Here is a 10,155-nt window from a genome sequence, read left to right on the forward strand (position 1 = left end):
CCGTTTCAGCTATGCGCGCACTGCGAACAGCCCGCGCTTCTGTAGGTAGTCAGCAAACTGGGTTGCACTCGGCCGGTCTGGCGCCGCAGGCAATAGTCGGCCACTGGTGTTCGGGATAGTCGCGTATTCGCGAGTTACAGCGCCCTCGACTCGCTCAAGCGTTACCGCGCCTTTGCGCTTCTCGATCGGGTCGACGTCGTCAGTGTGGATCTCGGCGGCCAAAGCCATCTGGCCGTACTGGATCCGCGCCGGCAGATAGTTGTCAGGCTTGATTTCGTAATCAAGCTCAACGCCTCGGCGCGGCCAGGACAGGGCCTGCTCGCTGTTAGACTTTCGCCCCTTCCACGTCCTGCCGTCCATTGCCAGCGCGGCCCGGCGCAGCAGCGCTTCCTGTGCTGGCACATCTGCCGGGATAGTCACGCCAAACTTCACGGCGTACATGGCCAGGTCTTCGGCGGATGCGTAGCTTTCGGCGTCAGGCTTTCCGGTACCGTCCTCGATGATGAGAGTCATGAATCAGCTCGCTGTGGGGTTCTGGATCGGGCGCCGAGTTGCCGGCACCCGCATCGTTACGCCTTCGGAAGTTCCGAGACCAACTTTTCCAGCGACTCTTTCGAGGCGTTGGCCCGATAAGGTACGCCGGCAGCGTCGAGTTTAGCTTTCAGTTCGGCGATTTCCTTCGCCTCCTTGGTCTCGTCCGTTTCCAGCCGAGCCTGAGCGGCCTGATCCAAGAGGTCGTCCACCTGCTTCTGTAGGAGTCGCGCCTTCTCGGCTTCAGAATCGCGTTCACCCGCCAGAGTTTCCATCTGAAGGCGGATGCCGTCGAGCGCATAAAACAGGCGGATTGCAAGCTCACCGGCTTCTGGCTTTTCAACTTCACCAGCTTCAAGACCATCGATAACAGCACGGACTGTGTCGCTTTCAGCGCGCAGCTTTCCGATAAGGCCTTCCAGTTCACCTTTATCGCCACCAACAATCAGCGCCCGCGCAACGTCCTTCACCGCCACTTCGACGCCGACACTCTCGTAGGCATCAACCACGTTCGGCCACTCGCCAACAACCAGCACGCTGGTCACGCCGGCTTCTGGCCGCTCGAAGTGCTCCGGGTTGCGGTAGCGCTTTTGCGGATCAAAATCCGATTTCTGAGCGGAATAGATGAGTTCCATGAATATCTCCAGGGCGACCACTGAAGGCCGCCCGCTGTAAGTGAGCCGATTAAGGCGCGGACAGATCGATCAGGACGCCAGCGGTAACCTTGTCGCTGGTCGCGTACTTGGTCCAGTTGGCACCAGCACCGATTGCAGCCAGGTTCGGGTTCACGCCACCAGTGGAGTCCTTCCAGCTGTAGCCCAGCAAGTCCAGGTTAAAGGTGCCCTCGGCACGGAAACCCATCGCCAAGTTTTCCTGGTTGTCGATGTTGTACGAACGGAAGCCCGGCGCCTGGGATTCGGTGATTTTGATCGCTCCCGCCTGGAGACCGAAGATGGTTTCTGCTGGGATGGTGTCCGACACCAGGACCGGCTTGCCCATAGTGCCTGGCTGGCCACCGTAGATAACCACGCCGGCTTCTTCGTAGACCTTCTCGGTGATGGCCTGATCGACCATGTCGAAATAGGTGGCCGAGTCCATGGTCCACAGTGCGATGCGTCCGAAGCGGTCACCGAACTTGCGCATGCCCTTGGTCAGTGCTTTCTTGCCGTCGGTGGCAAAGCTGGCGGTAGCGACCATGTTGGCGTTCGCGCCAATGGCAGCTTTCAGTGCGGCCATTGCGTACTGAATATAGCCTTCCAGCACTGCGTCGGCGTAATCCATGCCGACCAGTTCGGAAAACTCTTCCGGCGAGCGGGCGCGGCGCTTGAACGCCTCTTCAGTGGTTTCGTAAGGGCCGTATTTGAACGGGACCTTCACGCCGACCATTTCGCCGGAGCCAATCTTCTGTCCGGCAACAGCAGCGGTGGAGTTGACATCACGATGAGCGATAGCGCCGCCGAGCTTGTAGAAAGCACGCTTGCGCAGATCGCCCTCGATCAGTTCGTTGTCCAGAATCAGCGCGCCGTTGGAAGATGCGTTGAAGACGTCGATCACGTCCTGGATTCGCTCCAGATAGGCGGTTTGGGCAAGGTCGTTGTAAACGATCATGTCCGAGTTGACGGTAGTCGCCATGGGTTACTCCATTATTTGGGCAATTTCAGGTAAGCGTCCTGGCCGTTCTTCGTGATGAATTCACGCTTGGCCACAGACGTCATTTCGGAGCGCTTCAATGCGGCATTACCGCCACCCCCGCCCGGGGCATTGGTCCCTGAAGCCCTTGGCCACAGATGAGGTGCGCTTTCGCGCAGAGATTCCGCCCATTCGAGCGGGGTCAGAGGGGTCTTGCCGTCTTTGCCGAGGATGGCCTGGCCATCTTTGTCGACCGCTACGGCATCGCCATCTTCGTTGAGTGTGAATTGGCCTTTGGCGCGCAGGATCAAATCGTCTGCTGCTTCTGGCAGCGCTCCAGCCTTGATGGCAGCGGAGCGAATAGAGTCGCCCAGGACTTTGTCCCGGAACTTTCCGGCGAAGGATTCAGCCTTGTCGGCGCGTTCCTTCTCGGTCTTCAGTTGTTTGTCGAAATCGCCCCGCAGGCGCTCGGTGCGTCTGGTGAAGACTTCGTCAATCTTGCCCTCAGTCAGGAGCTTGGTTTCTTCGTCCTGCCCTGCCTTCGCGAGCAGGCCCTTGACTGCATCAATGTTCAGTCCTTCGAACTGGCTTTCGAACTGGCTGAGCCGGCCAGTCGTGTCTTTCAACTTGCCCAGCAATTCGGTGTTTTTGGTCTTAAGACCCGAAACGGATGTTTCAACGGCAGTCGCGATAGCGGCCTTGATTGCCGGGTTTTCCAGGTCGATTTCGTTTTCTTCTGCCACGTTGATGCACCCCTTGGGTATGTGTTGCCCGCTTTGCAGGCATAAAAAAGCCCCGCAAATGCGAGGCCTGGATGATGTTTGGAATTACTCTACTGGCGTATTTGATCTGGGTAGAATGCAGTCAACTCGCCAAACAACTAATGGAGTAGCCCCCACAATATGAAATGGGAAACGATTAAAAAATACGCTCGTAACGGCTATATCAGAGCGGCAGGGTTCCTCGGACTACTCACAAGTATCGCAGCGTTCTACCCGATTTTTTACCCCTCAGGTCCCGAGCACAATCCAGCATTTCTTGGACGCTGGGAGAGCCAGTATCACTATCCAATTCCAGGAGGGACGTTTACTTTTAATGGCGTCACCGAGTACTTCCGAAACGGAAAATACAACGTAAACGGGACCTTTGAATTTTCTGGCACTGCCGCTGATAAACCATTTTCCGTTGTAGTCCTCGCACGGGGCGTAGGCGCGTGGACGGCGGACAAGAAGTTTCTGACTTTCACATTGACGGGTCTACGTACAGAGCAAGGACGCTATAAAAGCGGCGAATTCGACATGCCAATTCCCTTGCTTGAAAAACTCTCCGGAATCTCCTTACCGGATATCAACAAACACTACCTGCCCGGTAGCTCGGATGAGTTAAAGATCATTTCTCAAGAACCGCAACGGATGGTGTTTGAAGGCAAAGATCCTATGGGGAATCCGTTTGTAGTGGTGAGCACTCGACATCCTTGAGTTCGCTGCGACCGGTCAGTTAATGCTTGCACGCTCAAACGCTAGCGGCTCCAATCGTTTCATCTGTGCCAGACTCAACGGCGCAAAGTTTCGATCAAGCTGTAGCTCTGCGAAGCGCTCAACGGTAAGCCCTCCCTCCCGGAACAACTTGCCTCTGACAGGCCCGATTGCCACATCCTGAAACGCCGCTGGCTGCTGCTGAAGCCAGTGGTAATAGTCGAGGCTCGCGCTGACCTGCCCTGCTCCATCTGCGCCCACCGCTGCCCGCGTAGCACCCTTGGCGAACATAACGCTAAGCTTGGTCAACAGCACAAACGTAGTACGGCAATTCGGGTGAAACGGAGGCCTCGGCCCGGAATCGACCGGGAACCGTCGCTTATCCATCGATCTGCACTGCTGGCTGGTCTTGCTGTCCAGCGTGGCGACCATTTCAACTTCGGAGACGATATCCGTGTTGGCCTTGGCCACCGCCATGCGCGCCTGAGACGACACATGTTGAATCGCGGTGTGCACCACCGTGCTGGCATTGCGGTTGGTGGTAGCGAGAATGCCGTCCTTGTATCCGGCCGACTTAGTGCCGCGGATGTTGCGGATGATCTGGAAGTTCGTATGCCCTTCGAAGAAACCCTGCCGGATCGTGCCGGTTAAGCGCTCGCGCTCGGCAGTGGTCCAACCCTTGATGAACGACTTCAGCAGCTTACCGCCGCCAGTGCCGCGCACGCTGAGTGGATTCGTCAGCACCGCCGCCCTGATGGCCGCAGCCGTCGGCGCTGAAACATCAAACGACACGCCGACCGGCGCGGACTTGGCCAAGTTCGTAGCCTCAAACTCGGCTTCGTAGTTGGCGATGTCGATCAGGTCGAGGCTCAGTTGCTCGCTATACCGGTCGAAGATGCCCAGCAGCAGGCTATCCACTTCCTTCAGCAGCGCCTCAAGCCGTTTGACGTTGTACTCGGTCAGGTCCGATTGAGTGAGCCGGTCGCGGATCGAGCGATCAATCTCCTTGAGGAAAGGGGCAAACTTGCCGACCTCCCCTGCCTTCAGCTTTTCGAGGAAGACTGCGTGCCGGATCGTGGCATCAAGGATTGCTTGGTTTGCCGCCATTTGGTGTTACCTCGTCATCCAGGCCCAAGCCGTCGCTCTGCTCTTGAAGCTCGCCATCAATCTGCTGGTCAGTGCGCTCCGGGGCAATCAAGCCCAGCTTGCGCAAATAGGACCGCAGGTCAGCTTTCGCGAATCCGCCGTTCTGCCACAAGCCAACCAAGGCCGTGATCATTTGCGGATCAGCCGTCAGCTCGACGAACTCCTGATTGATTTGGTACGCGACCTTGTCGGTGATGCCCATGTAAAGGCCGCACCACATGAGCGCTCGGGTGTAGGCCTCGCTGACGTTTGCCACGCAGCCGGCCAACACCGATGTCGACGCAGACTGATCGCCGCGGGACTCGGTAGCCGTTTTTGCCGCCAGTGACGCAACGACCATTCGGGCGCCCAGCTCGATCATCATCTGGTTCTTGTCGGCCATGGCCTCCTTCACCAGAGTGTTCGGCAGTGGTTGCGCGTAGCCGAACTGGCCGCCGACGGGCAGCATCATCGGCGCCCGGGAACCGACGTAAACGCCATTCTTCTCCATCCAGTCGCGCCACTGCTCATCCAAGCCAGAGATCCACGGTTGAGCCTGGCCGCACCAGAAGACACTGTCTTCGTAATCAGCGCTGTTGCGGTAATGTCCCAGGTTGATCATTGCGATGTCGTACAGCGGCGACTCATCGATAGTTGGATCGTTGTTCTGCGCGCCTATGAAGGTAAACGGGATTTCCTTGAGGCGTCCGGTAATGCCTTCCGGCGCGAATGTTTCGGTCACTTCAAGAGGTCCGCCACCTCTCGGACCAGAGCGGCGCCAAACTCGGCAGACGAATCCTTCATCCTCAAGCGCAAGTTCGCGGAACTGCTCGACAGCTTTGAACCCGAAACCGTCCTCGATCTCGAGCATCTCCCGCAAAACGACCAGCGTTAACACGTTGTGCCCGTCCACCATGCCGGTGCGCCAGTTGATGATGTCCTCAGCGCAGTACGACAGGATCACCGAATGACCACCGACACCCGCATCCTGGTGGTAATCGACGTACAGGCCGTGACGACCCGCCTCAAGAACCTTTTCCAGCGTGCCTTGCGAGTGCTGGTAGATGCTCACCCCGGATCCGTTGGCGTTGTCCTGCAAGTACTCCAGCTTCTTCGGCGCAGTGAGCGTTGGGTCTTTGTGGAAGGCCAAACCCAGCAAACCGTTGCGCGTGTGCCCAGTGGCGTTTTTGAACACGGCTCGCTCGCGGTAAGCCTTGTTGCGGTCAGCGTTCTCCGGCGACTTGTCGTGAGCGTTGATGTACGGCAGCCGCGACACCACGCGGTGCTGGCCGGCGCAAACATCACGCACAGTTGCCCAGCGATCCAGCACTTCGATGTAGTCAGCCCGCTTGAAGGAGACGTCGTTGCTCATCGGGCGTATCCCATTGTGATAGCGGTGACCGGTTTGATGATCGGGTACTCGCGGTGAATGAAGTAACCGCCGCCGTCGTTGGCGTGGTCGTTTCCTTGACTCTTGTCCGGCTCGCCGTTCGGCGCCCAGATCTGCTGTTCGAGGCCGTCGGCGTAGGTCGGGCATGTAAACGGGTTCACCAGGTAACGCCGCTCGCCCTGCGCGTTGCAGAACATGGCGTTCATGGCGTTGATTCGGTCCTTCACCGGTGGGTTTGCCGCTGGCGCGATGACCGTGAAGCCTGCCTGCTTGAGCATGGCGATATCGGTGAGGCTGGCATTGACCGACTTGCGCGAATCACCGGAGGCGTCCGGGTAAATCCGGATCTCGCAGGTCTTCTTATAGTCGTTGCCTGTGTGCTCCCAGTAGCGTTCCTTGATGCGGCGGATCATGTCCGGCGTGTCGTAGCCATCCATCAACTCATCCACCGCGCGGGGCAGACCCTGATCTCGTTTGACGTGGGTGATCGCTGCCATCTTGCCGACGTTGAAGTCCATACCGATAAACAGCGGCTCGCCGGGCTGCACAGTGTCGAAGCACTGGTTCAGTTTGCGGTCATAGGCGTGGTAGATCGATCCGGACGTCAAGTTGACGAACTGGCCGTTCAGGTAAGCGCGGATGAGTTGCTCGGGGTACGACTCCATCAACGAGGCGATGTAGTCGTCAGGCAGGTTCAGCTCGTTGTCGAAGGTGCTGGCCTGGATCAGGCCATACATTTCCTTCAGCGCTGGCTTGTCGCGTAACTGCTTTACGAACTGGAGGAAGACGAACTTGAAGCCTTCAGGCGTCGTTGTCACGTCTACGCCGTTTTTCAACCCGGGCAGGTTATAACGCATCCGGGCAATGATCTTTCGCCAGGCCTGCTGCGCCTTGATCGACGTCAGCACGTCCAGCTCGTCGACCAGAGCGTGACCAATCTTGAAGCCGACGATGGTCTGCGGCTTCTCCATCGACCGGCAAATCACAGTACCGCGATACTGCCGGCCGCTGTAAATGTGAACCTCATGATTCGCTTGGTTGATCTTGGTCTTCAGCCCCCAATCGTAGGCCACCTCCTCCATCGTTGGATAGAAAATGTCTCGAATCTGCGGGTAAGTCGGTGCGAAGTAACCAGCGTTGACGCCGGGCCACTCCATGAAATGCTTGCTCAGTGCTGAGCATCCGACCCAGGTCTTGCCTGAGCCGAACCCTGCAACGAATGCGCGAAACTTGTGGGGTAACAGGAGGAACTGCGACTGCGGAACGTTAAGGCTCGGCATTCGGCTTCCTCGCATCCACTACGTCAACCTGAATGCGCGTCGGAATCGCAGGCTCATCGTCTGGCTCGTCCTTCCGATTGCGATTGACGTAGACATCACCCACTTCCTTTGCGGCCTGCTCGAGGATCTGCATGGCCAGGCCGATGTTCTTCATCGTCTCGGCACGCTCAACAAACCGGTTCATTGCGCGGAGCCGAAACGCTCGGTTGGCGATCGGTATCTCGGCGGTTTCTTCACGAAAACGCTGGCGGGTGTCGTTGAATAGGGTTTGCCACTTCACCGCAAGCCCCTTGCTGCATGCCTTGGTCGGGTCGTGGCTTTCTACTTGTTGGCGGGTCAGAACCACACCGAATTCGTTCTTGACGGCCTCGGCCACCTGAGACGGTGTGTCAAAGCACGCCAAGGCCTGAACGATGAAGCTCTTCACCTCATTTTTCAGGGCTGCCATAAATTCTTTATCCGTCTAGGGCCTGTCTAGAATCAGGCCGACTTGAGCAGACAGGTTCCGCAGGCCCTCGATATATTCAATTTCCCCACCTCAGCAGGATTGTTTGCAGCGTCCACCAGTTCTTGAACCGCCGGGCTCGCACCGTAGCGGCGGACAACACCGACGAACTCTTCAACGTCGTGTCCACGCATCTCAAGCTTGGGCAAGCCTTCCTGGGTGAATGCTGGCTGGCCGTACTTATCGGTCGCTTGAGCTATGTGATACAGCTCGTGTTCGACCAAGGCGCAGAAGTCAGCATCAGAACAGTCGGCGCAGTAGTCGGCAGCCAGAGTGATGATGTAGGCCGGCACGTCGCCGAACCAATCCAGCATCTGCTGCTCCATCCGCGCTTTCTGCCAGCCACCGGCGCGGAACGCTACCTGCTCAGCCTGGCCGACCACAGTTCGGCCCTTCTTCGTGAAGGCAGAAGACGCCCACATCACACGGATGTCCGCATCGATCAGATGGGCGTGCTCTTCGTTGTGGATGCTTCCGGTGTCGGCGAGGATTTCGGTCTGGAGCCATTCCCACACTTCAGGCGCAGGTGTCAGTCGGATACCGAAGTCGGACAGCTCGCTCAGCTCAAGCAGTGACGCTGGAGGGTATGGCCTGTCCATAAGTCACCTCCAGCTTGAAATAGTGGCGCGTTGCCGGTATTTGTAAAGATTAACTCACTCAGCACAAGGAAGAAGCAATGGAACCGAGGTACAAGGTTAAGCGCCGAATCTCAGTAGAAATCGGCGGGGCAAAAAACGGCTTGAGAACATCCACTTCCTCACCGCCGGGCTTCTCCGTGTACGACACTCAGGAAAAGAAGTGCCTTCCAGAGTCCTACTCCTCGCAAGCGGACGCTGAGACCCATTGCGATCACTTAAACAAGGATAAAAAATGCTAATACTCACAGACAGCAATCGAGCCTTTCTTAACGAGATCCGCGCCCTGAATACCGACGAGCAAGGCCAAGAAGTCTTTGTAGGCCTTACACGCAAAGATTCTGAGCGTTACCTTGAGCTGGGGGAAATAGATAAACATCTGTCCACGAAAGAAAAGGATGAATATCTTAAGCTTGATGAACAGTACAACCATGCTCGAATGCAGGTTATTGGGGCTGAGCACCTGTTGCGGACTGAGAACCCACCAATCCACTGACTAGCAGTGCGGCGGCGAGATCAGTTCCCGTCGCCGTCAAGCAGCACATCAATCAGCTTTTGCTCACCCAAGCGCATAGCGCCCAGACATTGCAGGTCGTCGCACTTTGGGCCAAGGCCGAACACAGTCACCTGACCTTTCGGGCCGAGCAGCGTCAAGGCGCCTACGGTGCATTCAGGATGCACGCCCGCATCGAGGTCGTCTGCGATCTTGTGCAGCGTCTTGGCGGCATCGCGCCAGCCCTCACGCTTGAACTCAACGAGCTTTGCGGTCATGCCGTCACCCGCTGTAACCACTCTTCAATAATCCGGCGCCTACCTATCTATGTCCGCCTATATCAAAATCATGGTCTATGGTTGAATTCTGATCATTTTATCGAAGGGTCCGGAAATGATTGAGCGCATCACAGAGGGACTAGTCGTTCAAGCCGTTAGAGAATGGGCGGCCCGACGAAATCAATGCGAGGCGAACGCAGTCGCTAGCGTGCAAAAGAGAATGATCTCGCTCAGGGGCAATCTCTCCGGCGCAGAATATGAACAGGCGCTTACAAAAATTTACCTTGAGTACAACGAATCCTAGCCAACAGGAGTGTCGTGACACAATTTGCTGATTCGCGAAATGTGTCGCGACTTACTCGGTCTTCCGGCTCGGCAACTTGAAGTCAGTCACACGATCCGCGATGTTCCGGATCTTCTCCACACCCAGGAAGCCAACCCAGCCGCCGGCGAAGGTGGCCATGCTCTGGGGTAGGCCGAAGAAATCCAGGCCGCTGATGATGGTCAGTGTAAGGCCGCCGCAAATGGCGCCCTCCACCAGCATCTGGCGACGTGTGCCGCCACCGTAAGTGATCCGCAAGACGGCCATGGCGCAGGAAAGCGCAGCCGCATAGAGGATCGGCGAATGCTGGCTCAACCACGCAAGCGCTATCGCCCATGTGTCTGGTTTGTCTGGCATGTTGGACATCTGTAAGCGTATGGGGAATACGCCTTGCGTAGATCAGCCAGGCATCCATTGATGCGGCAGTAGATGCTCGATCTCACTGGCTTTCTGCGTCGGCAATCGCGTCAGTACATCCTTGAGATACGCGTA

14 protein-coding genes are annotated in these 10,155 nt (G+C 57.2%); 2 read left to right on the top strand and 12 right to left on the bottom strand.

Annotated elements, in window-relative coordinates; translation table 11 throughout:
- Positions 1 to 9: 9 nt before the first annotated feature.
- Genes AACY11_RS23375 through AACY11_RS23390 form a run of 4 tightly spaced genes read right to left on the bottom strand, consistent with a single transcriptional unit; the run spans position 10 to position 2,903 of the window.
- Positions 10 to 513, bottom strand: coding sequence for a DnaT-like ssDNA-binding protein (locus tag AACY11_RS23375; RefSeq protein WP_339495802.1), 504 nt, complete (start codon positions 511 to 513; stop codon positions 10 to 12).
- Between the two features lie 56 nt (positions 514 to 569).
- Positions 570 to 1,166: a hypothetical protein gene (locus tag AACY11_RS23380; RefSeq protein WP_339495803.1), complete on the bottom strand. Its 597-nt coding sequence runs from the start codon at positions 1,164 to 1,166 to the stop codon at positions 570 to 572.
- Between the two features lie 49 nt (positions 1,167 to 1,215).
- Positions 1,216 to 2,163 (bottom strand): major capsid protein, encoded by a 948-nt coding sequence (locus AACY11_RS23385; protein ID WP_339495804.1) that lies wholly within the window; start codon positions 2,161 to 2,163, stop codon positions 1,216 to 1,218.
- 11 nt (positions 2,164 to 2,174) lie between these two features.
- Positions 2,175 to 2,903: a hypothetical protein gene (locus AACY11_RS23390; protein ID WP_339495805.1), complete on the bottom strand. Its 729-nt coding sequence runs from the start codon at positions 2,901 to 2,903 to the stop codon at positions 2,175 to 2,177.
- 159 nt (positions 2,904 to 3,062) lie between these two features.
- Between AACY11_RS23390 and AACY11_RS23395 the strand changes: the two genes are divergently transcribed.
- Positions 3,063 to 3,638, top strand: coding sequence for a hypothetical protein (locus AACY11_RS23395; RefSeq protein ID WP_339495806.1), 576 nt, complete (start codon positions 3,063 to 3,065; stop codon positions 3,636 to 3,638).
- Between the two features lie 15 nt (positions 3,639 to 3,653).
- Here AACY11_RS23395 and AACY11_RS23400 read toward each other — a convergent pair whose 3' ends face one another.
- The 5 genes from AACY11_RS23400 to AACY11_RS23420 are packed head-to-tail and all read right to left on the bottom strand — an operon-like array spanning position 3,654 to position 8,534.
- On the bottom strand, positions 3,654 to 4,742 hold the full coding sequence (locus AACY11_RS23400) for a minor capsid protein (RefSeq protein WP_339495807.1): 1,089 nt from the start codon (positions 4,740 to 4,742) through the stop codon (positions 3,654 to 3,656).
- Positions 4,717 to 6,132: a DUF4055 domain-containing protein gene (locus tag AACY11_RS23405; RefSeq protein ID WP_221729482.1), complete on the bottom strand. Its 1,416-nt coding sequence runs from the start codon at positions 6,130 to 6,132 to the stop codon at positions 4,717 to 4,719. The genes AACY11_RS23400 and AACY11_RS23405 overlap by 26 nt, the downstream gene beginning before the upstream one ends.
- Positions 6,129 to 7,430: a terminase large subunit domain-containing protein gene (locus AACY11_RS23410; RefSeq protein WP_339495808.1), complete on the bottom strand. Its 1,302-nt coding sequence runs from the start codon at positions 7,428 to 7,430 to the stop codon at positions 6,129 to 6,131. Before AACY11_RS23410 ends, AACY11_RS23405 begins: the two co-directional genes overlap by 4 nt.
- On the bottom strand, positions 7,417 to 7,878 hold the full coding sequence (locus AACY11_RS23415) for a DUF2280 domain-containing protein (RefSeq protein WP_339495809.1): 462 nt from the start codon (positions 7,876 to 7,878) through the stop codon (positions 7,417 to 7,419). The genes AACY11_RS23410 and AACY11_RS23415 overlap by 14 nt, the downstream gene beginning before the upstream one ends.
- A 32-nt stretch (positions 7,879 to 7,910) precedes the next feature.
- Positions 7,911 to 8,534 carry a putative metallopeptidase gene (locus AACY11_RS23420; RefSeq protein WP_339495810.1) on the bottom strand — a complete coding sequence of 208 codons (624 nt, stop codon included), beginning with the start codon at positions 8,532 to 8,534 and terminating at the stop codon, positions 7,911 to 7,913.
- A gap of 271 nt (positions 8,535 to 8,805) precedes the next feature.
- Between AACY11_RS23420 and AACY11_RS23425 the strand changes: the two genes are divergently transcribed.
- Positions 8,806 to 9,066 carry a hypothetical protein gene (locus AACY11_RS23425; protein WP_339495811.1) on the top strand — a complete coding sequence of 87 codons (261 nt, stop codon included), beginning with the start codon at positions 8,806 to 8,808 and terminating at the stop codon, positions 9,064 to 9,066.
- Positions 9,067 to 9,086: 20 nt separating this feature from the next.
- On the opposite strand, the gene AACY11_RS23430 is transcribed toward AACY11_RS23425, so the two are convergent.
- The 3 genes from AACY11_RS23430 to AACY11_RS23440 all read right to left on the bottom strand — a co-directional run.
- Positions 9,087 to 9,341: a hypothetical protein gene (locus tag AACY11_RS23430; protein ID WP_339495812.1), complete on the bottom strand. Its 255-nt coding sequence runs from the start codon at positions 9,339 to 9,341 to the stop codon at positions 9,087 to 9,089.
- 355 nt (positions 9,342 to 9,696) lie between these two features.
- Positions 9,697 to 10,029, bottom strand: a complete 333-nt coding sequence (locus AACY11_RS23435; protein ID WP_339495813.1) for a phage holin, lambda family — start codon at positions 10,027 to 10,029, stop codon at positions 9,697 to 9,699.
- A 33-nt stretch (positions 10,030 to 10,062) separates the two neighbouring features.
- Positions 10,063 to 10,155, bottom strand: a 93-nt coding sequence (locus AACY11_RS23440; RefSeq protein ID WP_142001442.1) for a transposase domain-containing protein, incomplete at its 5' end; no start/stop codon positions are given.

It is taken from the genome of Pseudomonas sp. RA_105y_Pfl2_P56 (assembly GCF_963970845.1).
GTDB classification, from domain to species: Bacteria; Pseudomonadota; Gammaproteobacteria; order Pseudomonadales; family Pseudomonadaceae; genus Aquipseudomonas; species Aquipseudomonas baetica_A.

What these genes read in the sequence shown, in the direction of transcription:
- AACY11_RS23375 (WP_339495802.1), bottom strand. Translation starts at nt 513, where the DNA reads ATGACTCTCATCATCGAGGACGGTACCGGAAAGCCTGACGCCGAAAGC.
- AACY11_RS23380 (WP_339495803.1), bottom strand. Translation starts at nt 1,166, where the DNA reads ATGGAACTCATCTATTCCGCTCAGAAATCGGATTTTGATCCGCAAAAG.
- AACY11_RS23385 (WP_339495804.1), bottom strand. Translation starts at nt 2,163, where the DNA reads ATGGCGACTACCGTCAACTCGGACATGATCGTTTACAACGACCTTGCC.
- AACY11_RS23395 (WP_339495806.1), top strand. Translation starts at nt 3,063, where the DNA reads ATGAAATGGGAAACGATTAAAAAATACGCTCGTAACGGCTATATCAGA.
- AACY11_RS23400 (WP_339495807.1), bottom strand. Translation starts at nt 4,742, where the DNA reads ATGGCGGCAAACCAAGCAATCCTTGATGCCACGATCCGGCACGCAGTC.
- AACY11_RS23405 (WP_221729482.1), bottom strand. Translation starts at nt 6,132, where the DNA reads ATGAGCAACGACGTCTCCTTCAAGCGGGCTGACTACATCGAAGTGCTG.
- AACY11_RS23410 (WP_339495808.1), bottom strand. Translation starts at nt 7,430, where the DNA reads ATGCCGAGCCTTAACGTTCCGCAGTCGCAGTTCCTCCTGTTACCCCAC.
- AACY11_RS23415 (WP_339495809.1), bottom strand. Translation starts at nt 7,878, where the DNA reads ATGGCAGCCCTGAAAAATGAGGTGAAGAGCTTCATCGTTCAGGCCTTG.
- AACY11_RS23420 (WP_339495810.1), bottom strand. Translation starts at nt 8,534, where the DNA reads ATGGACAGGCCATACCCTCCAGCGTCACTGCTTGAGCTGAGCGAGCTG.
- AACY11_RS23425 (WP_339495811.1), top strand. Translation starts at nt 8,806, where the DNA reads ATGCTAATACTCACAGACAGCAATCGAGCCTTTCTTAACGAGATCCGC.
- AACY11_RS23430 (WP_339495812.1), bottom strand. Translation starts at nt 9,341, where the DNA reads ATGACCGCAAAGCTCGTTGAGTTCAAGCGTGAGGGCTGGCGCGATGCC.
- AACY11_RS23435 (WP_339495813.1), bottom strand. Translation starts at nt 10,029, where the DNA reads ATGTCCAACATGCCAGACAAACCAGACACATGGGCGATAGCGCTTGCG.